The sequence below is a fragment of the Flavobacterium sp. 270 genome, from assembly GCF_004368785.1.
Lineage (GTDB): Bacteria > Bacteroidota > Bacteroidia > Flavobacteriales > Flavobacteriaceae > Flavobacterium.
In genome coordinates this window covers 75,775-99,762 of record NZ_SODM01000004.1, presented here as the reverse complement: position 1 = coordinate 99,762, position 23,988 = coordinate 75,775, and the positions used below count along the sequence as shown (strand labels likewise).

The 23,988-nt window shown below is 32.5% G+C and carries 22 protein-coding genes; 14 read left to right on the top strand and 8 right to left on the bottom strand.

Annotated elements, in window-relative coordinates; translation table 11 throughout:
* Nucleotides 1–339: 339 nt before the first annotated feature.
* Together EV144_RS15305 and EV144_RS15300 are read right to left on the bottom strand one after the other, a co-directional pair.
* Entirely contained in the window at nucleotides 340–1,383 is a 1,044-nt protein-coding gene (locus EV144_RS15305) for a proline iminopeptidase-family hydrolase (RefSeq protein ID WP_134150041.1), read from the bottom strand.
* An 85-nt stretch (nucleotides 1,384–1,468) separates the two neighbouring features.
* Nucleotides 1,469–2,050: a TetR/AcrR family transcriptional regulator gene (locus tag EV144_RS15300; RefSeq protein ID WP_134150040.1), complete on the bottom strand. Its 582-nt coding sequence runs from the start codon at nucleotides 2,048–2,050 to the stop codon at nucleotides 1,469–1,471.
* Between the two features lie 294 nt (nucleotides 2,051–2,344).
* Here EV144_RS15300 and EV144_RS15295 point away from each other — a divergent pair, with 294 nt between their 5' ends.
* The 13 genes from EV144_RS15295 (at nucleotide 2,345) to EV144_RS15235 (ending at nucleotide 14,972) form a co-directional block, all read left to right on the top strand.
* Nucleotides 2,345–2,644, top strand: coding sequence for a phosphoribosylpyrophosphate synthetase (locus EV144_RS15295; protein ID WP_134150039.1), 300 nt, complete (start codon nucleotides 2,345–2,347; stop codon nucleotides 2,642–2,644).
* A 59-nt stretch (nucleotides 2,645–2,703) separates the two neighbouring features.
* Nucleotides 2,704–3,111, top strand: a complete 408-nt coding sequence (locus EV144_RS15290; protein ID WP_134150038.1) for a hypothetical protein — start codon at nucleotides 2,704–2,706, stop codon at nucleotides 3,109–3,111.
* Between the two features lie 32 nt (nucleotides 3,112–3,143).
* Nucleotides 3,144–3,620 carry a Dps family protein gene (locus EV144_RS15285; protein ID WP_134150037.1) on the top strand — a complete coding sequence of 159 codons (477 nt, stop codon included), beginning with the start codon at nucleotides 3,144–3,146 and terminating at the stop codon, nucleotides 3,618–3,620.
* Nucleotides 3,621–3,656: 36 nt separating this feature from the next.
* Complete coding sequence (locus tag EV144_RS15280; protein WP_134150036.1) at nucleotides 3,657–4,103, top strand: DoxX family protein; 447 nt, start codon at nucleotides 3,657–3,659, stop codon at nucleotides 4,101–4,103.
* A 52-nt stretch (nucleotides 4,104–4,155) separates the two neighbouring features.
* On the top strand, nucleotides 4,156–5,505 hold the full coding sequence (locus EV144_RS15275) for an alginate export family protein (protein WP_166670586.1): 1,350 nt from the start codon (nucleotides 4,156–4,158) through the stop codon (nucleotides 5,503–5,505).
* Nucleotides 5,506–5,616: 111 nt separating this feature from the next.
* A complete protein-coding gene (locus EV144_RS15270) occupies nucleotides 5,617–6,411 on the top strand; it encodes an alpha/beta fold hydrolase (protein ID WP_134150034.1) in 795 nt (264 codons plus the stop codon).
* A gap of 460 nt (nucleotides 6,412–6,871) precedes the next feature.
* On the top strand, nucleotides 6,872–7,537 hold the full coding sequence (locus tag EV144_RS15265) for an alpha/beta hydrolase (protein ID WP_243854680.1): 666 nt from the start codon (nucleotides 6,872–6,874) through the stop codon (nucleotides 7,535–7,537).
* Nucleotides 7,538–7,612: 75 nt separating this feature from the next.
* Nucleotides 7,613–9,412 carry an amidohydrolase gene (locus EV144_RS15260; RefSeq protein WP_134150032.1) on the top strand — a complete coding sequence of 600 codons (1,800 nt, stop codon included), beginning with the start codon at nucleotides 7,613–7,615 and terminating at the stop codon, nucleotides 9,410–9,412.
* 52 nt (nucleotides 9,413–9,464) lie between these two features.
* The gene (locus EV144_RS15255; protein WP_208326859.1) at nucleotides 9,465–10,436 is read left to right on the top strand and encodes an alpha/beta fold hydrolase; all 972 of its coding nucleotides are present in this window, start codon (nucleotides 9,465–9,467) and stop codon (nucleotides 10,434–10,436) included.
* A 115-nt stretch (nucleotides 10,437–10,551) separates the two neighbouring features.
* Nucleotides 10,552–11,241: an isochorismatase family protein gene (locus EV144_RS15250; RefSeq protein ID WP_134150031.1), complete on the top strand. Its 690-nt coding sequence runs from the start codon at nucleotides 10,552–10,554 to the stop codon at nucleotides 11,239–11,241.
* A 116-nt stretch (nucleotides 11,242–11,357) separates the two neighbouring features.
* Nucleotides 11,358–11,801: a DoxX family protein gene (locus EV144_RS15245; RefSeq protein WP_243854678.1), complete on the top strand. Its 444-nt coding sequence runs from the start codon at nucleotides 11,358–11,360 to the stop codon at nucleotides 11,799–11,801.
* Nucleotides 11,802–11,870: 69 nt separating this feature from the next.
* The gene (locus tag EV144_RS15240) at nucleotides 11,871–12,485 is read left to right on the top strand and encodes a pyridoxamine 5'-phosphate oxidase family protein (RefSeq protein WP_134150029.1); all 615 of its coding nucleotides are present in this window, start codon (nucleotides 11,871–11,873) and stop codon (nucleotides 12,483–12,485) included.
* Nucleotides 12,486–12,794: 309 nt separating this feature from the next.
* Nucleotides 12,795–14,972: a histidine kinase dimerization/phosphoacceptor domain -containing protein gene (locus tag EV144_RS15235; protein WP_134150028.1), complete on the top strand. Its 2,178-nt coding sequence runs from the start codon at nucleotides 12,795–12,797 to the stop codon at nucleotides 14,970–14,972.
* A 108-nt stretch (nucleotides 14,973–15,080) separates the two neighbouring features.
* Here EV144_RS15235 and EV144_RS15230 read toward each other — a convergent pair whose 3' ends face one another.
* The 6 genes from EV144_RS15230 to EV144_RS15205 all read right to left on the bottom strand — a co-directional run bounded on the left by EV144_RS15230 (nucleotide 15,081) and on the right by EV144_RS15205 (nucleotide 23,189).
* On the bottom strand, nucleotides 15,081–16,646 hold the full coding sequence (locus EV144_RS15230) for a sigma-54 interaction domain-containing protein (RefSeq protein ID WP_134150027.1): 1,566 nt from the start codon (nucleotides 16,644–16,646) through the stop codon (nucleotides 15,081–15,083).
* Nucleotides 16,647–16,726: 80 nt separating this feature from the next.
* Nucleotides 16,727–18,097: a sigma-54-dependent transcriptional regulator gene (locus EV144_RS15225; RefSeq protein ID WP_134150026.1), complete on the bottom strand. Its 1,371-nt coding sequence runs from the start codon at nucleotides 18,095–18,097 to the stop codon at nucleotides 16,727–16,729.
* Nucleotides 18,098–18,405: 308 nt separating this feature from the next.
* Nucleotides 18,406–19,344 carry an AraC family transcriptional regulator gene (locus tag EV144_RS15220; protein ID WP_134150025.1) on the bottom strand — a complete coding sequence of 313 codons (939 nt, stop codon included), beginning with the start codon at nucleotides 19,342–19,344 and terminating at the stop codon, nucleotides 18,406–18,408.
* 784 nt (nucleotides 19,345–20,128) lie between these two features.
* Nucleotides 20,129–21,067, bottom strand: a complete 939-nt coding sequence (locus EV144_RS15215; protein WP_134150024.1) for a helix-turn-helix domain-containing protein — start codon at nucleotides 21,065–21,067, stop codon at nucleotides 20,129–20,131.
* A 121-nt stretch (nucleotides 21,068–21,188) separates the two neighbouring features.
* The gene (locus tag EV144_RS15210) at nucleotides 21,189–22,136 is read right to left on the bottom strand and encodes a helix-turn-helix domain-containing protein (protein ID WP_134150023.1); all 948 of its coding nucleotides are present in this window, start codon (nucleotides 22,134–22,136) and stop codon (nucleotides 21,189–21,191) included.
* A 126-nt stretch (nucleotides 22,137–22,262) separates the two neighbouring features.
* Entirely contained in the window at nucleotides 22,263–23,189 is a 927-nt protein-coding gene (locus EV144_RS15205; RefSeq protein ID WP_134150022.1) for a helix-turn-helix domain-containing protein, read from the bottom strand.
* A 553-nt stretch (nucleotides 23,190–23,742) separates the two neighbouring features.
* On the opposite strand from EV144_RS15205, the gene EV144_RS15200 reads away from it, so the two are divergent.
* Nucleotides 23,743–23,988, top strand: a complete 246-nt coding sequence (locus tag EV144_RS15200; protein ID WP_134150021.1) for a hypothetical protein — start codon at nucleotides 23,743–23,745, stop codon at nucleotides 23,986–23,988.

Sequence of the window (23,988 nt, the reverse complement as noted above, 5' to 3'; positions counted from 1 at the left end):
TTAAAAAAACCTCCAAAATTTATGATTTTGGAGGTTTTATATTTATAAATTTCAAAGTTTAATCATGATTTTTTTATCTTATCTGATAATACTTTCCTGATCTCTTCTACAGGATGGTTGACACTTAAAATAGTGCCTTTTTCATCAAGTAAGTACTTGTAAAGAATGTTTTCTATTCCCGTAGTTTTCTCCTTTTTTTTGCTCCTCATCAAATAGGTTTGTCCAGTTTAATTTATCTATTGCTATGGAAATTCACTACTTCAATCATTTTGTAATTTGTATGTGGTAAATTTATACAAGCAAACCATTAAGTATATTAATAATAGTGTTTTTATACTTTTAATTCAGCTTACTATCAGTGTCTTTTATAAATTTAATCAGACCCTTCATATATGTTTCCTGGTCATCATACATACTCATATGGCTGCCTTTGTCACAGTAAAGATAAGTTCCGTTTTTAACCTGAGTAGAAATCCATTCCATATGTTTAGGATCCATAGTATCGTATTTTGCTCCTATGGATAAGGTAGGTACCGTAATTTTTGAGAGTTGGTTTTTAATATCCCATTTTTCAAGTTTTCCCGAAATATCAAATTCGCTCGGTCCTTGCATGGTTACATAAAGAGATTCATTAATTTTTCCGAAAGATCGGCTCAACGGTTCCGGCCATGAGCTTATATCCATTTTGATAATATGTTTGGCGTAGAAATTAGGAATCAGCAATTCCATATATTTTGGATTTTTATAATCTTTGTTTTTTTCAATTTCTCTTAATTGGACTAAAACCTCTGGATCCATTTCTTTGGCAAGAACATCAGAATATTTACTATAATCGATGGCACTCATCATCATATTGGAAATAATTAAACCTTTAATATTTTGTTGGTATTTTAATGCATATTCTGCTGCAAGAATACCACCCCATGAATGTCCTAACAAATAAAAATTATCCTTATTAAGATTTAATGCCTGGCGTACCTGTTCAATTTCTTCAACAAAACGCGGCAAATCCCAAAGTGCAGGATCATTTGGGTTGTCAGAATTTCCGGTACCCAATTGATCATAATAAATAAATTCAATTCCTTCCTGAGGAAGGAAACTTTCCATACATTCAAAATATTCGTGTGTGGCTCCCGGACCTCCATTAAGAAGTAATACCTTGATTTTTGGATTATTTCCAATTGTTTTGGTCCATACATTAAATTTGCCTTTGGGAGTTGTAATTTCTACAACTTTGACACCTCCTGTTTTTATTCCTTTAGAATTGTCCTTTAAATAATTTTTTTCACTTGAGCTTTCTTTTTGTAACTGACTTTCTTTGTTGCAGGCAGTTAGAAATAAAGCTGTAAAAAGCAATGGAATAATTCTTTTGTAAGTAATCATGAATGTTGTTTTAAATTAATATTTTATTATTGAGCATGTAAAATTATTTTGTATTGAACACTACAAAAAAGATTAAAAAAATAGCTTAGCTCAGAATGCTAAGCTGCATTTCTATTTGGGCAGCAAGTATTTTTTTATCTGGATACATACGTCTGATGACATTTAATCCGCTCCAGAATGTAACAAGATATCGGCCTAAAATTTCAGGACTGGTCCGGTTAATTATTTTTCCTTCCTTTTGTGCCTTGTCGATAGCCCAAATGTAGATTTGCTCCATTTCTCTTAAAATAACAAGAGCTTCCTGCTGAAATTTTGTATCGACAAAAGTCATTTCTATTATAGTATTAACTACAAGACATCCCATCAGGTGACTATGAGGTTCAGTTTCCGCAAGCGATCGAAAAAAATCCTTTAATACATCAAGAGGAGAGTCACTTTGAATAAGTTGTTCTTTAAAATTTTTTAAATCATTTCTTCGAAGTTGAAGTGCTTTGGAAAAAAGTTCTTTCTTTCCTCCCTTAAAAGTGTTATAAAAACTGCCGCTGCCAATCTGCATTGCTTCAAGCAGATCTTCAAGTGAAGTGGGAGTAAATCCCTTTTCCCAAAAGACAATTTGTGCTTTTCTTAATAGCTCTTCTTCATTAAAAATTGTTGGTCTTCCGCGCATTATTATTTTTGTAATGTTCAATACAAAAATAACTCTTTTCTATTAAATTCAAAAATTTTATTTCTGTTTTTGATATCACGCCATGTATATATCCTAAATCTTTAATATTTATAATTCTTGATAAGTTTTCCATAGAAATTGAAGTTGAGTTTCGAATTAGTTTTGCTCTATCGAAAACGAAATCATACAATCAAGATTTTAAAAGCTAAGAATTAGAGTGTAAGAATCTTATAAAATACCAAAGGCAAACAACCGAAAATATCTCAGTATTAACTAACTAAAAAAAATAAGAAAATGACTAATTACGATACACTAACAGAGGCAATAGATACAAAACAAGCTGAAGGGTACACATTTGATTTTAATCTTAGTAACTCAACATTAAGCTGTAAAACGTTGAATAAAACATTTGAATCCAGTGAATTCAATGTTGATGCATTTTATCGTTTTGAAGGTGATTCTAATCCTGATGATTCGTCAATACTATATGCAATACAAACCGAGTCTGGAGTAAAAGGACTATTGGTCGACGCTTATGGGGCGTATAGTGATAACTTGAATGCAGCAATGATTCAGAAATTGAAGATGAGATAAATAGTATCAATACACCATAAAAAAATATAAAAGAAAGTGAATAACCAAAAAAAGTACACATGGAATTTACAACAAAAAGATTGGACACAGAAAAGAATAAGCATTTCTGGGTTACGGATACATCTCTAAATGTGACATCAGGATTTACATTAAATTCTAATGAAGCAAATAATGCTATTCTTAAAAAAGTAATTGAAAATTATGAACATGATTTTCAAATTTCACCAGAAGGGCACTACGTTGTGGTATTAGACCGTAAAATTGAAACTTCAATAGGAATAGAAAATGATTTTTTTTCTGGGGGTACATTTTTAATAGGAGCAACAGTCAGAGAAGTACAGAAAACTAAAAAAATAAAAACGCAAGTCAGTCCTTCGTTTTTGATTTATAAAACTTTAAAATCATACGCCATGCCATTTTTAAATTGGAGGCGTTTTATAAATGATTCTCGAATATTAGATATATAATGTTTTTATTCATAACACTTTAAAATAAAAAAATGAACGATTTAAATGCCATAGGATTAAATGCTGTAAAAAGTGAAGAATTAGCCTGTCAATTGAATGATTTGCTTTCTAACTATTCAATATTTTATCAAAATGTGAGAGGTTATCATTGGAATATTAAAGGCGACGATTTTTTTGTATTACATCAAAAATTTGAAGACTTATATAATAATCTCTTTTTAAAAATTGATGAAGTTGCCGAAAGAATACTAACATTAGGATTCAGACCAAATCACAATTTTACCGAGTATTTTAAAACGGCCTCAATATTAGAAACAAACGAGGTAATTGACGGACAACATTCTGTAGATAAAGTTTTAGAATCTCTTGGAATCCTTTTATCTAAACAAAGAGTAATTCTTGATCTTTCTGCAGAAATAGATGATACAGGAACTAATAGTTTGATGAGTGATTATATTCGGGAACAGGAAAAAATGGTGTGGATGTATTCTGCATATATAAAAAGTTAGACCGGTAACTACAGTTTGAAATACTATATAAATATTATGAAAAATAAATTATTTGAAACAAGCGAATCATACGCACCTTTAATTTTAAGGTTTATCCTCGGTTTTGTTGTGTTGATGCATGGTATGCAAAAATTATTTGGGCTGTTTGGAGGTCTGGGCTTTTCGAAGACAATGGTATTCTTCACTCAAATGGTAGGATTGCCCTGGATTATGGGCTTTTTAGTAATCATTCTGGAAACCGTGGGCGCGATTGCACTCCTTATCGGACTCGGAACAAGAGTGATTTCATTTTTCTATATAATTCTTCCTTTGGGAATGATATTTACCACACATCTTAAAAATGGTTTTTTTATGAATTGGTTTGGAACGCTAAAGGGAGAGGGATACGAATACTTCATTCTTTGGATAGGAATGGCTCTTGCCTTATTTATCTTGGGTGGAGGTAAATATGCTATAGACAAAGTTTTCATTAAAAGAGAATAGTTATACTGGAATAAATTGGAACATGCTTCAATGAAAATAAATTTTAAAAAATGTGAAAAAATATTTTCTGATACTCGTTATTGTATTTAGTTCAGCTGTTTATGCACAGCAGGTGAATGAATTTAAATTTTTAAGGTATAATGATGTTATTTCGATTGATAGCACAAACCAAAGTTTTTATTATAAAATCAAACAAATAACGATATCCAAAAAGTCTCAGGCATTTCTTTTTTTTGGAGCTGAAAACAGGACGCAATACCAACTTTTTGAGAATGAAAATTGGGACGATAGTTATAGAGACGATAATGGTTTTATACTCAACAGAGCTCTTTTTTATGCTGATTTAAAAATAGGAAATTCGTTTCGTTTGTTCAGTCAATTACAAAGCAGTACTTCTGTTAGTAGAAGAGATCCCAATCCTTTGGAAGAAAATCCTTTAGATGTCCATCAGTTATTTATCGACGCTAAGGTACATAGTTTAAGCTTTAGGATGGGAAGACAGGAATTATATTATGGATCTCAAAGATTGATTTCAGTTAGAGAAGGACCAAACAGCAGACAGGCATTTGATGCGATGAAAATCACTTATCATAGGAACAATTTTTCTGCGGATGCTTTTTATGGCTATTTTGTAAAAAACAGGTTTGGAAATTTTAATGATAAGATCGATGCAAACACAAAACTATCTGGCTTGTATGCGAGTATAAATAGAATTAAATATTTTAATAACATAGAAATCTACATTTTAAATATTCAGAAATCCAATAGTACTTACAATACTTTTTCTGGCAGGGAAAATAGAAATACAATGGGGTCAAGAATTTATGCGAATTATTCTGACTGGAATTATGATATAGAAGCTGCATATCAATTTGGGAAGTTTGACAATAAAAAAATTAGTGCCTGGACATTTTCAATCAACAATTCTTTCAGTTATGACGTGAATAAAGCAAAACAAAAAATAGGTTTAAAAGCGGAATATATCTCAGGTGATAAAATTCAAAATGACGGGACTATAGGAACATTTAATCCCCTTTTTCCCAGAGGGGCATACTTTGGATTAGCTGCTTTAATTGGGCCATCAAACTTAGTTGACATTCATCCCTATCTGGAATTTCAGTTAACAAAAAAATTAAATTTCAATATCGATTATGATATGTTTTGGAGAGCTTCGGTAAATGATGGTATATATCAGCCAAATGTTTCAGTATTGTTCGACAGTTCCAATTCAACTTCAAAAAAAATAGGAAATCAATTGGGAACTTCATTTGATTATACTTTTAGTAAATACCTGAATTTAACTGTAGAAGGAACATGGTTTCAAAGTGGAAATTTTATTAAAGATGTGAGTAATGGAAAGGACATATTATTTACAGCTACTACGCTCACTATAATTTTATAAATAGATCAATATATTGATGTGATAGCCACGAAACGTTAAAACACAATTAATTCAATAAAATTGAAAATAAAACTTAATAATACAATTAATATAACCATAAAATTTTTTAAAATGAGAAAATCAATTACAACAGCGGCGGTCATTTTAATGACTGCTTTCGGAACATCAATTCAGGCTAGCACGGCTAGCCAAAGTACAATTGTTATAGTGCATGGAGCATGGTCTTCAGCTAAAGACTTTAAGGAAGTTGAAGCATCGCTGAAGAAAGATGGTAATGAGGTGATAACGGTAAATTTGCCTGGTCACGGCGATGATAATACGCCTGTAACATCTTTGACGCTTCAGCGTTATGTAGACGTTGTCAAAAAAGCAATTGGAACAAAGAAAAACATTACTTTGGTAGGGCATAGTTTTGGAGGAATGGTCATCAGCGCCACCGCTGAGCAGATTCCCGGACAGATCAAAAAACTAGTTTACCTTTGTGCGTTTTTGCCAAGTAATGGAGAGAGTCTTTTTTCAATTTCCGCAGCTGATAAAGAAACTCATATTGGGCAGTACATACAGCCAGATGAAAAATCTGGTGTGGTAGGAATTGCTAAAAATGGCATTTTGGATTTTTTTGCCGCAGATGCACCAAAGAAAATAGCAGATGTATTGGTACCTAATTTTAAACCAGAACCACTGGGACCTCTTGCAACTCCGGTAACACTTACGGCTGCCAATTTTGGTAAGTTAGATAAGGTATATATTTTTACCGAATATGATCACGCCATAGGCCTGACCTTGCAAAAAAGTATGGCAAAAAGTGCTAATATAACAAAAACATATTCTTTACCTACGAGTCATACACCGTTCTTCTCGCAGCCCGCTGTGGTCGCGGCTATTTTAAGTCAGGAAGCAAAATAATATTGCAATTGGATTAAACTTATAAAAGGTCTTTACTATTAATTTAGAAAACTTCTGTTGGTCATATTTTCTATGATTAACAGAAGTTTTTTTATACAATATTTTTTATTTACGCCTAACCAAAATCAGTATTACACTATATTTTATTCTTAATAACTCAACCAAAAAAATAAGTTTTGTCAATGTAAAACGATAAAACTTGTAAATCTTAGTTTTTTATAATTTATAGTGAATTATTCACAGAAAATAACGTCTTCAATAGCTGTAATTTTGTTTCAACAAATAGAGGAATTGATTGGTGAAGGTTTAATAGAATTTAAATTTTACAGAAAATAACCATTTGAATATTAGGCTTTAAAGTTACAACGAATTACAGTGTTTTGTATTTCTACCATTAAAAAGTCACAAAAAAATGCCTTTACTATTTAAAAATAATAATATGAAAACAATAAAAAATATAGTGCTTGTCCATGGTGCATTTGCAGATGGCTCAGGGTGGAGAGGTATATATGATATACTTAATACAAACGGTTATAAGATAACAGTGGTACATAATCCGTTAACATCATTAGAAGATGGTATAAAAGCTGTACATCTGGCTTTAGACAAACTAGACAGTAATGCTGTTCTTGTAGGACATTCATATGGCGGGGCTATAATTACGGAAGCCGGTAACCACCCGAATGTGGCTGCATTGGTTTATGTGGCAGCATTTCAGCCGGGAGACGGCGAAACGGCTTTACAATGGATACAAACTGCTCCGCCTGCACCGGAGAGTGGAATTCTACCTGCTGATGAAAATGGTATTATTTATTATGAAAAGGACAAATATCATATGGGAATATGTGCTGATTTGAGTGAAGCAGATGCTGGGTTTATGTATGCTTCGCAAGGCGCATTTTATGCTAAAGGATTTATAACACCGATCAAAAATGCAGCCTGGAAATCAAAACCTGCTTACGGCGTAATTGCAACAGAAGACAAGAGTATTCCAACAGAAATACAGGAAGCAATGTACAAACGTTCAAAAACAGATGCTACCTATGTAAAGGGAAGTCATGCGGTTTATATTTCCCAGCCCCACGCTGTAGCTGATGTCATTATTAAAGCTTCACAAACAGATTAATTTCTTAAAAAGTTTTGGAATGACATTTTACATTGATTAAATCAAACAAGATTAATAATATTTAAAACAGTCAAAATGAGAAAATATGCAATTTTAGTACTCATAATAATATTTCTTTCTTGTCAAAAAGACAAAAAAGCAATTGACAATGCAGCAGCTGATCTAATTGTTACCAATGGAAAAATAGCCATTATGGATAAAAACAATACGATGGCCGAAGCGATAGCTGTAGAAGGTGGAAAAGTGATAGCGTTTGGAACAAGTTCAGAAATGCTAAAGCTAAAAGGAGATAAAACGAACGTCATTGATGCTAATGGACGTACGATTATTCCCGGATTGAATGATTCTCATTTGCATTTAACCAGAGGAGGACGTTTTTATAATGCTGAGTTAAGATGGGACGGTGTGAAGTCCTTGAAAAAAGCTTTACAAATGTTAAAAGAACAAGCAGCAAGAACGCCAAAAGGGCAATGGGTAAGAGTAGTGGGAGGTTGGAGTCCTTATCAATTTGAAGAAAAGAGATTTCCGACAGTTCAGGAAATCAATGAAGCGACAGGAGATGTTCCGGCATTTGTATTGTTTCTATACAGCCGTGCCTGGATGAATAAAAGTGGTATGAAAGTGCTCAAAATTGATGAAAATACAAAACCACCAGAAGGAAGTTCGTATGAAAAAGGACCAGATGGTAAATTGACAGGAGTATTTTTAGCGGAGCCAAATCCTACCATTCTTTACGCCGGAATAGGAGCATTACCTCCAATGACTGGACAGGAAATGTCAAATTCTACCAAGCAGTTTTATAGAGAATTAAACAAATATGGCATCACCAGTGGTATTGATGCCGGAGGTGGAGGACATGTTTTTCCGAAAGATTACAGCGCAACAAAATCACTTGCTGATGCGGGTAAAATGCCTATAAGACTGTCTTATTATTTATTTCCTCAAAATAAAGGGAAAGAGTTTGAAGAGTTTCAAAATTGGATCGCTACAAATAAAGTGGGTAACAATGGAGAAATTCATTTGGATCACGGTTATGAGTTAGAAGGAGGAGGAGAATTTCTGACCTGGAGTGCAGGGGATTTTGAAAATTTTTTAGCACCGCAGCCTATGCTGGAAGATAGGCCATCGTGGAGGAATGATATTAAAAAAGTCATTCGTCTGCATGTTGATAGTGGCTGGCCGTTTAGAATTCATGCAACCTATGGTGAAACTATCTCTAATTTATTAGATGTTCTGGAAGAAGTTAATAAAGAAACCAATGGGAAATTAGCAAAAGAAAGATGGTTGTTTGACCATGCAGAAACCGTTACTGAAGCTCAGTTGAAAAGAGTTAAAGCCCTTAACGGCGGAATTGCTATTCAAGCCAGAATGGCTTATGCCGGAGAATATTTTGTCGAAAGATATGGAGCTGCTAAAGCCCAATATGCACCTCCTTTGAAATTAATGATCAAAATGGGAATTCCTGTCGGAGCAGGAACAGACGGGACACGAGTTGCCAGCTATAATCCGTGGCCTGCCTTATATTGGATGGTTTCAGGTAAAACCGTGGGAGGCCTGCAATTAAGCGCCCCTGATAACTTACTTACAAGACAAGAAGCACTTTCATTATACACTAAAGGTAGTGCCTGGGTATCGAAAGAGGAAGCAGTAAAAGGTACTTTAGAGAAAGGAATGTATGCTGATTTTATACTATTATCGGATGATTATTTCACCGTGCAAGAAAGTAAAATTAAAGATTTATCAGCTGTACTGACAGTGGTAGGAGGTAATGTGGTTTTTGGTGACAAAGAATATATAAAACTAAACCCTGCTATTGAAAAAGCAATTCCGGATTGGTCACCAGTTAATTTCTATGGAGGTTATCAAAAAAAATAAATACCGGGAAATTATTTTCTCTAGATAATTTACTAAAACTAAACCATTAAAAATGAAAACAAAAACTATCATATCAGTATTAACCTTTATGTTTTTAATTCACTTTAAAACGTACGCAAATCTTTCAGTGGAAAAAAAACCGGTTTTTAAAGCTACTGTTTATAAACCTGTACAATACAAGACAATACTTGTTGACAGTTTAAAAATATTTTACCGTGAAGCAGGCGAAACAACCAAACCCACAATTATTTTATTGCATGGATTTCCTTCATCATCGCACATGTACCGAAATTTGATAAATGAACTATCAGATAATTACCATGTAATTGCTCCTGATTATCCGGGGTTTGGTCAAAGTAGTGCTCCGGATCCCAAGCGGTATCAATATACGTTCGATAACTTATCCGTTACAATAGAGCATTTTATTGATAAATTAAAAATTAAGAAAACCAGTTTTTATATCCAGGATTATGGAGGGCCAGTAGGTATGAGAATAGCAACAAGAAGAGCTGAACTGGTTCAGACTCTTATAATTCAAAATGCAAATGCTTATGTTGAAGGATTAGGAGAAGTTTTAAAACCTTTAATAGCATACATAGAAAAACCAAATGCTGAAACTGAAAAGGCAGCACGTTTTTTTCTGACCATTGATGCCACAAAATGGCAATATTTAACCGGTGCAGAAAACCCTGAGAAGATAGCACCAGACAGCTATAGTATTGACCAATATTACCTGGACAGACCAGGCAATGATGTTATACAATTAGCACTCTTTCGTGATTATGGATCTAATATAGCTCAATATGAAAAATGGCATCAGTATTTTACCAAATATCATCCGCCTATGTTAGTTATATGGGGTAAAAATGATCAGTTTTTTATCGCTGCGGGGGCAAATGCATATAAAAAAGATAACCCAAATGCAGAAGTTTATTTAGTAAACGGAGGTCATTTTGCATTAGAGGAGCACTATTCAGAAATTTCAAAACTTATACTAAATTTTTTAAGTAAAAAAGTTAAATAAGTAGACTCGGCAGTAGGTAATCAATTTAAAAATTGATTAAGAATCTTAATTAAAACAAGAGTTATATAAATCAAAAATAATTAAATAAATTTTTAACCATTAAATCAGAATCATTATGAAAAATTTAATTTTAGCAGCGGTAGTTGCATTGTCATCTGTAAGTGCATTTGCACAAAAACCAAGTCCTCAATTGTTAAACCCTAAAAATCATACATTGATTTTAGTAGATCATGAAGGTCAAATGGCGTTCGCGGTAGGGAATATTCCTGTAAGTCAATTGAGAACTAATACTGCAATGGTAGCAGGTGCATCTAAAATTTTTAAAGTACCTACTGTTATTACAACAGTGGCAGAGGGATCATTTAGTGGTCCGGTATTTCCGGAAGTTCAGGAATTCTATCCTAAATCAAGTACTAAGTATTTTGACAGAAGCACTATGAATTTTTGGGAAGATGCCAATGCTTATAAAGAAGTTGTGGGTAAAGGAAATAAAACACTGGTAATGGGTGGGTTATGGACTTCCGTTTGTATTGTAGGACCTGCATTATCAGCCATAAACGATGGATACACTGTTTATGTAATTACTGATGCAAGTGGCGATGTTACAGATGAAGCTCATAATCAGGCAGTAACCCGTATGGTTCAGGCTGGTGCAAGACCGATCACTTCTATGCAGTATTTATTAGAATTACAACGTGACTGGGGAAGGTCGGAAACTTATACAGCAGTGACAGACTTAGTTCAAAAATATGGTGGGTCATATGGAATTGGAGTTCAATACAGCAGAGCGATGCTTAAACACTAATTAATCATCATTTTAATTTATTGGCCTTTTGAATCCGGATACTTTTGCGAATAGCAGTTTTAAGTAAAAGCATTTGGAACAAGGCCAATAAAATTAATTTAAAAAAAATGGAAATCATGAAAAATATATTTTTCTCTTTAATGCGGTCAAATGTGGGAACTAAATTGAACGACGTTGCTTTGTTCTTTTTTAGAATTGCCGTTTCAATTGAACTTATTTACGCCCACGGGTTAAAAAAAATTGGTATTGGCACGGCATTGGCGGAAGTTGTGCCTAATCCTTTAGGGCTTCCTGAAGCTTTAAATCAAGTGTTCGCAACAGCTGCAAATCTGGTGATGCCTATTTTTATAATCTTAGGTTTAATGACGCGTTTAGCTACTTTACCTATTTTAGCGGTGACGCTGACGGGCTATTTTGTATTACATTTTAATGATCCAATTTTGGTAAAAGATGTCCCATTTATGTATAGCCTTTGTTTTTTACTGATATGTTTTACCGGTGCAGGTAAATATTCGGTCGATCATTATATTATTAGTCGAAATTTATTTCGTCGTAAATGATTTTATTATTGAGATAGCCTATTGTAAATTAGATCAGAATAATTTTTGAAATAACATAAATTATCAGCTATGAATTACCAAAAATTAGCATTTACAGATGCCATAAAAAATCTGCAGGAAGAAAACGGAAGCAGAAGTGCTTACGAACGCATGGAAAGAACGTCAAATGTTGATGGGCTGACGGAAAATGAAATAGATTTTATTTCCAACAGGGATAGTTTTTATATGGCCAGTTTTGGAGAGAATGAGTATCCCTATATACAGCATAGGGGTGGGCCTGCCGGTTTTATTAAGGTTATTGATGATAAGACAATTGGCATTGTAGATTTTTCGGGTAACAGACAATACATTTCTGTCGGAAATATTTCGAATAATAATAAAGTAGCTTTATTTATGATGTCCTATTCTCAAAAGGCCAGATTAAAAATATACGCCAGTGCGAAAGTAGTTGATTTGAAAGACCATGATCAGCTATACAATCAATTGAAACCTTCTGATTATAAATTCAGACCTGAAAGAATGATCCTGTTTGAAATTCAGGCTTATGACTGGAATTGCCCGCAGCATATAACGCCACGTTTTACCAGGGAAGAAATTGAAATGGCCTTACAGCCACAAAAAGAATATATTGCTAAATTAGAAGATATAATTAAAGAATTAGAACAAAAGCTTGCAGAAAAATAATTGTAAATTTTACTTTAAGCTGGAATAAAGTATAAGCCGGCAAATGTTTCTATAGTTGAATACTTTCCGGTCTTGGTGTTTTTTATTAACTGTGGAGTCGTAATTTTTGAATAACACCAACTTGATGTTGTGCATCAAATATACTTAATTGAGACTGGACTGTTTTACAGCTCTATTTAGCTGATAGCATAATCAAAGGTTTTGTATGTTCGCCAAAATTAGTACTTTCATACTATATTTTGCAAAGCAGGGCTTTGGCTGCTTCCGATTTCTGTGTAGACTGTATTTGTATTAATGAATTAGAAATCTATGAAACTAAAAATATTCTTTGCCGCAATCCTTTTGATTACTATAAAATCATATACACAAAACCTTACAGAAAAAGATTTTAAAAAAGCAGAAAAAAGCCTGCTACTGGAAACAGACAAGACAAAAAAAGCATTGCTTCTTAATCGTCTTGCCCATTATTATATTGTAAGAAACGAGTCCGTACAAGACATCGAAATTTCATCGCGCCTAAACAGCCAGTCATTTGAAATCGGAAAACAACTGGGATCTAAAGATATAATTGCAGCCAGTATGCATATTGACGGACAGATTGCAAAAAGAAGAAAAAATAAGGAGCTTGCTGCTATATTAAAAAACAAAGCATTGGTCTATTCAAAGCAAAACGGTCTTAAAAACCGTGAGGCTGAAATATATAAAGATATGGCCTTTGATTTTCCTTCTGAGGACCTTATAAACAGAGAAAAATATATTCGTAAAGCGATTTCTTTATTTAAAGAACAACATAATCTACCAGCTGAAGGCGATACTTATTATTGTCTTGCCAGATTTTATGAAGAGACACCGGACAGCATTCTTAAATATACCCAAAAGGCTATTGAAATAAAAAAAAGATTAAAAAATGCTGAATTTTACAAGGAGTATACCTTGGTAGTTCGAGCTTATCTTGCAAGAGGTAAAATTAAAGAAGCACTTGCTTATGCTCTTCAGGCCGACTTAAACGCTGAAGATTCAGATGCCTCCCCAATATGGCGTTCTTCCATATACAATCAACTTGCTATTACATATGAAAAACTTAATATTCAGGAAAAAGCCTTATTTTTTTATAGAAAGGCAGTTACAATAAGTAGAAAGAGCAAAAATTCTACGAATCTGGAAGCAATACAATTTAATCTTGCCAAGTATTTATATTTTCATAAACAATTCGACGAAGCATTGGCAGTAATGAAAGATATTAAATTTTACGACGGCAAAGATTGTAAAATAAGATATCAGGCGACATATATGCTGCTGTACTGCAAGTTGAAACAATACAAAACAGCGAAAATATATTTTAAACAGTTGCTGCAATGTGACATAATGGACCTTAGAGAAAAACAGGCGGCTAATACGGCAATAGCACAGTATTTGCTTATGACAGGACAGGCGACAAAATCATACCCTTATATTCAAAAATTAAAAGAACAGGCTATAACAGAGAAAAATGATAAAAACCTCTTAGAGGCCGAGAGAGCATTTTTTTCAGCTGATTCAGCTGTTGGAAACTGTGCCGGTGCACTGGAACATTTTAAAAAGTATAAATCTTTAAATGACTCTATTTTTAACAATGTAAACTCTCAGCAATATAACGATCTCCAGCTTAAATATGAAACGGAGAAAAAAGATAAAAACATAATAGTATTAAAACAGCAAAGCGAAATCCAGAAGCAGGTTATACGCAAAGCAGAAATTTTACGCTATTTATTAATCGCAGGTTTTGGCATGATGGTACTCTTTATTACTCTGCTGTACAATCGTTCAAGACTGAAGCAGCGTGCGCAAAACAAAATAAATGAGCAGAATGACCAGCTGAAAATACTGCTCTCAGAAAAAGAATGGCTTATAAAGGAAATTCATCACAGAGTTAAAAACAACTTACAGATTGTAATCAGCCTTTTGAATACACAGTCAGAATATTTGGATAATGAGTATGCGCTTGCAGCGATACAGAATAGTCAAAATCGTATGTACGCCATGTCACTTATTCATCAAAAGCTCTATCAGTCCGATGATCTTGCAATGATTGACATGGCCTGGTACATTAAGGAACTTGTAAGCTATCTCAAAGAATGCTTTTCCACAGATCAAAAAATAAATTATAAATTAGATACAGAATGTGTAGAATTGGATGTTACTCAGGCAGTGCCGCTGGGACTCATTCTTAACGAGGCTGTAAGCAATGCTATAAAATATGCCTTTAACCATACGGACAACGGGCAAATCACTATTGAACTCGGAAAACAGAATAATGAGAATTATCGTCTGGTAATTAAAGATAATGGGGTGGGCCTTTCCGAAGAATTTGAATTAAAAGGACAGGACTCATTCGGAATGAATCTGATGAAAGGACTTGCCAATCAGATAAACGGAACATTAGAAATTCAAAATATCGACGGACTAACCATTATGATAACCTTTAGGAAGAGAGGTGGTTTAATTTAAATATCCTTAAGAACAATGTAATACGAAATTTGTGTTAAAGAAAGCATAGCAAAATTACGTTATTATGTTTCAAAAAACCAATTGAAATCCCTAAACAAGGAGTTATCTTCAATCTAGCAGGTAATGTCTTTTTTTTATACCCAGCTTTAGCATTTTGGATTTGAGTGTTGTTGGAGGGATTTCTAAAAACGATGATGCGCTATTTGAACCTGAAACTTTTCCGCTGCAGAATTTAAGCACTTTGAGTATATATTCTTTCTCAAACTCATGCCAGGGTTTTATACAGTTTTTGTCAATGGACGCCGTTATTATATTCTGGCTGCCTACACTTATTTCAGAAATAATCTTTCCGGTAGACATAAGTACTGCTTTCTCTACTGCATGTTCAAGTTCTCTAATATTGCCCGGCCATTGATAGCTCTTTAACCCATTAAGTACTTTAAGAGTTGTTGTACTAACCGGTTTTTCATATTTTTTACAGTACCTGCTTATAAAATATTTTACTAAATCAGCAATGTCTTCAGGATGATTTCTTAATGGAGGGATATCTATAGGAAATACATTTAGTCTGTAAAACAAATCTGCTCTGAAATTTCCTTTTAGCACCTCGTTCTGTAGATCTACATTTGTTGCAGCGATTATTCGGATATCAACAATCTTTGTAAGATTACAACCTATAGGCTGAATTTCCTTTTGCTCCAAGGTTCTCAAAATTTTTGCCTGAAGCTCCAAAGGCATTTCTCCAATTTCGTCCAGAAAGATCGTGCCTTGATGGGCCTGTTCAAATTTGCCTTTTTTCTTGGAGGCAGCACCGGTAAAACTGCCCTTTTCATGGCCAAATAGCTCACTTTCAATCAGATTTTTAGGAATTGCGGCGCAATTAACCACAATTAATGGTTTCTCATTTCTTTTTGAATTGTAGTGTATTGCTTTTGCGGCCAGTTCTTTTCCTGTACCACTTTCTCCCTGTATGAGTACATTGCAGTCTGATGCACTAACTGTAATGATAAGACTTCGTGTTTTTTTTATAAGATCGCTCTCTCCAATAATTCCCATGGTGGAGCACATTTCATTTCTATTTTCAGGTCGCAGATTAATCTCTGCTGGGGCGGCTGGATTATTTGTTTCACGCATAGAAATGTTTATCAAAGTAATTTTCAGCTGTATAGAAAGTTTTTTAATTAGATTAAAACAGTTTCTTTCGATGTTTTTCTTTCTGTCAAAACAAAAAAACAACACGGCATTATATTTATTAAAAGTTAAAGCATAGGTGATAATGGTATGTTTTGATTCCTGGCCGGAGGTCCTGATAAAGGAAGGTATTTCAGATCCTTTTCCTATTTTCTTCTGGAGTAAGATTGATGGATCAGGGGAGTGCAATATCGAAAAAAAGAAATCAGCATTTTTATTATACGAATCCTGCACATGCTTGTTGTATTCTACAGTATTGCTGTGATAAAAGAGGTTGTAATTTTGTTCTTGTTCATCCGTAATACAAATCATCATTTCACTAAAATTCAATATACTTTTTATTGAATTTTCCACAACATCTCTGAGTTCATTTCTTGTGGTGACAGGAGCAAGTGATTCACACATGTAAATAATTTTGGACTGCTCGAGTTCTCTCTCCTGTAAACGCATTACTGTATTTTCATTATCTATGGCGTATGTCATATTTCGGATTTAACTTATAATTGTATTTGAAATAAATATAGCAGTATCACTTTAGATATTATATTATGATTGATTTATACTTAAAAATATTCCTGTCCGATTCCTAATTTTTTCATTTTAGCATACAGCGACACTGGTGATATTTTTAAAATTGCGGCAGCCCCGTTGTCCCCGTATATTTTACCATTGCAGACATTTAAAATCTTCATAATATGATTCTTCTCTACAAATTGCAGCGACTCCAGACTATCAGAATCTTTCGTAGCATTATTTATCTCAATATTAGCAGGAAGATTAATTTTTGTAATTTCCTCTGTTTCTGCAAGAAGTACGCTTCGTTCAATCAGATGCTCCAACTCCCGAATATTTCCGGGCCAGCTGTAGCTTTGCAATTCACTTAAAACTTTTGATGTTATACCCTTGATATTCTTTTTAAATGCAGTATTATAATTTTTCATAAAATACTGGGCAAGTTCCAGTATATCCTGTTTTCTTTCCCGTAGCGGCAGTAGTTCAATTAGAAATACATTAAGCCTGTAATATAGGTCCAGCCTGAAACGTCCTTCTGCGACCTCACGCTCAAGGCTGCGATTCGTTGCGGCAATTATACGCACATCCACTTTTATTATTCCTGTACCGCCTATGCGTTCTATCTCTTTTTCTTGTAGCACACGTAATAATTTTGCCTGTGCATCGAGGCTAAGCTCTCCGATTTCGTCCAAAAAAAGTGTACCGCCTTCGGCTTGTTCAAATTTGCCAATTCTTTTTGAAACAGCTCCAGTAAAAGCCCCTTTTTCAAATCCAAAAAGCTCAGATTCTAGCAATGAAAAAGGAATTGCGGCACAATTGACCACAATCATTTTTTTATTTCTGCGAAGCGAATTTTCATGAACTGCATGTGCTATTTTTTCCTTTCCTGTTCCCGTTTCACCAGTAATAAGAACGGAAGCTTCCGTTGGGGCAACAATACTAATTCTTGAAAATATTTCTTTAAGTGGGGGACTGCTGCCTACAATTCCGGTAAAGACCAATGGAGTATTTTCTTTTTTTTCGGAATTGAACTGGTTTTGATTTTCTACTGCATAGCGATAACGTGCAATGTCCAGCATAACCAAAAGATCTTTGCGTCTGAAAGGTTTTACCAAAAAACCATAGGGATGCGTTTTTTTTACAGCTTGAAGTGTTGACTGATTTGTATTGGCTGAAACAAATAAGTATGGAATTTTTTGTTTCATAAGATCATGGGCTAAATCAATGCCTGTTTCATTCCCCTCAATTATAATATCCAGCAGTACCCAATCAGGTCGTATGGATTTTATTATTGCTTTCGCCTGATCTGCAGATGACGCTATACCGATAACATCAAAATTATTTTTTTTTAATATAATCTTTAGATCATTTGCTACGATGAATTCATCCTCAACAATTAGTATTTTTACTTTATTTTCCATCGATTTTTAATTGGATTGCTGTATTTTATTGATTATTGGTAAAATCGTATTTTTACTGTTATTTATGTCTGGCTGCCGTCTTTTTATAATGCAACAATCTAGCCTAAATATAGAATATTAGTTTTTAAAGTTAAAAGAATGGCGGCGAAATTATTTTCAGCACTAAAACAAAATTATAATGAATATAAAATCAGGTATATGACAATCTTCATATTATCTCTTCTGCAGTATAATAATATCATTATAAAATTAGGTTCGGATAATTTCATATCTAATACCCGCCTTTTCCTTACTCTTAAATTCAAAATTTAAGCTACTGCATTTATTAGAGGATCTTTGAAATTTTTGCGAAAAATGCCAGGAGCCATTTTTGTGTATTTTTTAAAGTAACTGTAAAAATAATTCAAGTCATTAAATCCGTATGAGTAAGCAATAGTGCTTATGGATTTATCTGAATATTTAAGCAGATACTTAATCTCATCAATTAATTTTTTATGAATCCACTGGCTTATGGATTTTCCGGTACAGTTGTAAATGATTTTTGATAATTGGTTTAAATTTAGATTCTGACTTTCTACATAATTGTTAATGTCGAAAAGCTCGGTCGTCTCTCCTGAAGAAATCTTACTCAGATTATCATCAATGGCATCAAGAAAAGCAGCGGCATGAGAGTTGTATTTTTGGTTTGTCCACTCAGATTCGGTTCCTAAATTATATTGTTGCATTAATAATAATAAATTGAATATAAGATTTGTAATAATCTCATATTTATATGATGCTGATGATAAGGCATGATTGTATATTTCACCGCAGATATTTTCAAATATATTCATTAATTCCTTTGTAAGAACAGCTGAGAATGTTTCACCTCTTTCAAGCTTCTGAATATGATCTACTGCAGCGGGCCAGTAATGGTAGAGAAACTGTTTTCTAAAGGTAATTATATAGGCTTTGGTTACGCTTTTCCATTCACTAAAAAGAAAAGCATTAGGCCGGATAAACAAAATATTATTTGAACTGATAGGATAAGTAGTATCCCCTGTATGATATACTGCGGACCCTTGGGATATTATTATGATGCTAAAATGATCCGGTCTAAAAACCGGCATTTGACAAGGCAGATTCATACCCAGATCTTCCATTTTAAATATTGAAAAATCGTTTGAATTCATCTCTTCACAAAATGGAATTTTCAAGAAAGTAAGACTCTCTTTAAACTTTCTTGTACTAACTACAACTGGTTCCATATCAGTAAGTTTTTAAGAATTAATACATTCAGATCATCTTCGATTATGAAAATGAAATGGTCTTTAAATAAATTTCCGGTGTGATTGCCAACCGAATTCTGCAGCTTCATTTTAGGATATGAAAAAATGCTGTTAGATGAGAATTTTTTAATATTTTTTGGTTGTGATAAAACACGATATTCTATAAAATCTAATTTGACAGTTGGGGTCGACAGAACGACGTTTTGATTGTTTTTCATAAATACAATTAGAATTAAAAATTATGACTGGTAATATTCAAAAAACAATCCAATTTTTTAATAGTCTGATATTTAGTGATTTGATTTTTTTAGTGATTTTAATTTTGACTTTATTTCGTAATATGTAAAGTCGTTATTGAAAATCTTTATTCAGTATTTGAAGGATGACGATCAATAATGAATTTTAGTGTCAAATTATTTATGAAAAATTCAAAAAGAATATTCACAATAAAACACCCGAGTGTAAAAAGTATTTTATCTATTTCATATGTTTAATGAAGAGGGCATTTTTATGCTGGATTAGGATGAGAACTATTTTGATTTGAAATATTCCAGTAGATGATGTATGTTGGTACACACAAATAATGGGATGGCAGAAGTCTTTGAAATGCACTTAGTAAGTATCAAGTACTGGTCTTGTAGGATATAAAGAATCACTATTGTAAAAAAATGCAGTATATGGCCTATGATTTTTTCAAGATCATAGATTTAAATCTGTAAACGAAAAGCGGAAAATCTGATTTAAATTTATTATAATAATGATATTAATCCTGCTGACTTTTTTTGCGATAATCCAAAGGTGTGATACCTGTATGTTTTTTGAAGAAAATATTAAAGTATGAGGTGTAGCTGAAACCTGAGATATGTGCAATTTCTTTCATAGTGTATTGAGAATCCTGAATTAAGATCTTTGCTGTCATCAATGTTTTTTCAGCAATTAATTGCCCCCCAGTTTTTCCAGTCTTTTCTTTTAAGATGGTTGACAGATAGTTCTCATGAAGTTGCTGCATCTCAGCATAGTCTTTTATATGAAGGACTTGCTTAACTTTGCCTTTCAGCAGCTGCTCATAGTGATACTCAAGATTTTGCTTAAAATCGTTTAAAATGTCCGGATTTCGGGATTGTGCATTATTTATGCTGTAACCTACCCAGAATTCTTGTTTAATTTTAAGTAAAATTCTGGTAAGCAGATTTGCACATAATTTCTTTTTGAGTGGTGAATCTTTTTTTAGTTCCTGATAAATTAATAAAATAATCGTTTTTAGCTCTTGCTGAAATTCTGGTGAGGCATGTAGTGGCAAATGTCTTTCAAATAACAAAAAAGGAAACATTGTATAAATAGAAATTCCGGCATATTTTAAGAGAAAATCTTCAGAAAATAATAAACCATAGGTTTCGTTTATTTCATCCCATCTTAATTGCTGCAAATCGCCAGGTTTATTCATAAACAGCATATTGGGTTCAATGTTAACCGTTAAATCCTCCAGTTTCATGGCGCCATAGGAATCAATAACAATTCCTACAGTATAAAAAGAAGCATGAAACCACGGCGAAGTCCATGGTAGTATTTCTTTTGGGTGTAATATTTTTGAAATTATCAATGAAAAATCTTCATCACCTATATGTCCCTCAGAGAAATTACTTCCCATAACTTTTTCATTATCATATAAATCGTATGTTTCTTTTTTTTTAAGTTTGCCCATTTTATAAATATTACATTGCACACCATAAAATATAGCCGCCGATGTAGCAGGATTTTATAGTTTATATTGACCTGTATTGTTTTTTAAAGATTACTTTTTACCAGTTTGTTGAGTTTTTTATTTATGAAACAGGTAATTCTTTTAAAGATGATTTTTGAAATTCTTTTCTGTAAATTCCGGGAGCTTGCAAGGTTTGTGTTTTGAAAAAGCTGTAAAAATAATTTAAATCATTAAAGCCAAAAGTAATGGCGATGTCTTTCATCGATTTTTCAGAATATTTAAGCAGGTATTTTATTTCATCGATCAGTTTTTCGTTTATCCATTCGTTTACAGTTTTTTGAGTGGAATTACTTATTATTTTAGATAAATAATTTTCATCTAAATTTAATAATGTAGCATGCTCTTTTACACGCATAATAGAGGAACAATTACCATTAATTAATTCATTAAAATTATTTTCCATATTTTGGCGAAAATTGATGGTAATTTTGTTATTCTTTTCATTGTTTTTTTGAATATTTACTTCATTTTTGTGTTGTAATTGTACTATGAATAGAAGGTTAAGCGCCATATTTGCCATAATTTCTTCTTTATAACATAAATTAGAAATTGCTATTTCATACATTTCAATACAGGTTAGTTCAAAATAATTCATTGTTTCTTGGGTAAGGCAGCAGCAGTAACCGTTTTTACCATCAAATTCTAAAATATTATCAATCCCGCCAGGAAAGTGTTTTAACATGAAAGATTTTTTGAACGTTATATTGTAAACTTTTTCCATGTCAGTCCAATCAATTTTAAAAAAGGCGTTTGGACAAGCTAAGACAACATGATTTTGGTGTAACTCAAATCTATCGTCACCTACCGTAAAACTTCCATTTGCTTTAGTGACAATAGTGAAACTATAATAATCCGATCTGAAAGTCGGTGAATGAAAAGGAAATTTCAAGTCCCATTTGTGAACTTTTACAATTGAAAATTCGTCGTTGTCTATATAATCATGGTAGGAAAGATTCAAAAAATCAATTTGGTCTTTATATTTGCTGATTGTGGTTAGTTCTGGTATCATTATCTTGTAAATAAAGTTAGGCAAATCTTTAACTAATAAATAGATAAATTTAATTTTCAAATGTAATTCAAATTGATACTTGTACTAGCGGCTAATATTGACAATAAGTTATAAAATTTAAAGATTTTAGTTTTGTTGCAGACTTTTTCTATATTGAGTTGGTGTCATTGTAGTTTGCTTTTTAAAGTAATAGTTAAAGTAACGGCTACTGGTAAATTGGAATGTATTGGCAATTTCTGCTATTGGAATAGAGGTTTCTGTTAATAACATTTTAGCTTCACTTAAAAGTCTGCTATTAATCCATGCCGTTGGGGTTCTTCCTGTCTTTGTTTTTATTATTCTGCAAAAATAATCTTCGTTTAAAAATTGTAGTTCCGCAAAATCGCCGGCTCTTAATTGTTTTGGTTTTTTGCCATTTACCATTTCTTTAAAGTATTTCTCTAAATCTTTATAAAAGGTATTAACTACAAGAGAATTATTGTTTTTTTCAGTTATAGTGCTTAATTGATTTTGGAACAATTCTTTAATCTTTATAAGTAAAAATTCTATTATATTACCAATGAGAATCATTTTTTGATCTGAATAACCTTCAATTTCTTGTTTAATTTGACTTATATTATTCATTAGTATTAAATAGTTTTCCGGATCAATTTTGGTATAAATAAACGATTCCGAAAGTAAAAATGGAAATTCTTTATATATATCCAGAAAGCAATAAGTAACCAGAAATTTTTCGGTAAAACATATAAAATAAGCTTGGGAAATGTGATCTAATTTATAATTACGATAATGTCCTGGACCAGTTATAAATATACTGGGCGATTCTAATTTTAATGTTTGATTATTGTAAAAGTGTGTTGCAGTACCTTCATTAATGATAAATATAGTAAAGAAATTTGCCTTATAATTATCACCAGCCTTAAGTAATTTATCTTTATGATATTTATTTATTTCCTGAAGTATAAAATCTTCACTGATCATTTCAAGTGAAGAAAGTCCGAACCATTCAAGGATATCTTTTAATGTTTTAAAAATGGGTATTTTGCTGTCCATATAGGTTAATTTAAAAATAACATTATCTAAAATTGAAAAAATAATATTGCATCAATTTTATAATATCGCTTCGTACAGTAGATAGTAATATTTCAAGAAATACATATATAGAGTGGTAGTTAATTGTATGATTTGATTTCGATTTTATCAAACTAAAACACTCTTATCCAATTTTTTATATTGTACATATTTACTGCATAAAAGTGGGTTTTACTAATATAAGCGGATAAAATTCTTTAAATCTTAGATTATTATAATTTTTAGTAAATTATTTACAGAAAATGAGATACTTTGTTCTCTGTAAAAGCCTTTAAATTTACTTATTAGAAAGACGTAAATTTTATTAATTCATTTTGTTAGATCTGATAAGATGAATGAATAGTAATCGAATTCGCTGTTATATTGATATTATGTTCCAATTCTTCCAGATTAATTTAGTAGGTCCTTAATTGGTAATAAACATGATGATTTTAACATTTTTAGAGACTGGATAAAAAAGATTTCGTTTTAAATTTGAATCTTCAAACTAATTTTTAACTAACAAATCTTTGCAATGGATAAAGCAATACAATTAAAAGTGAGAAAAGATTTGAACCACCGCCAGCAGCTCACTGTAATTAAGTTAAAAGGAAACCTTATATCAAAAGGTTACACAGAAATTATTCATATTATGGATCAGGATGATGAGTTCCATATCAACAGTTTTGAAACGGCTGCAGAGAAGAAAAATGATGTCCATCAGTATATAACCGCATTTATTAATTCCGAGAATCTTTGTGACACAGTTTCGCTGACGTAA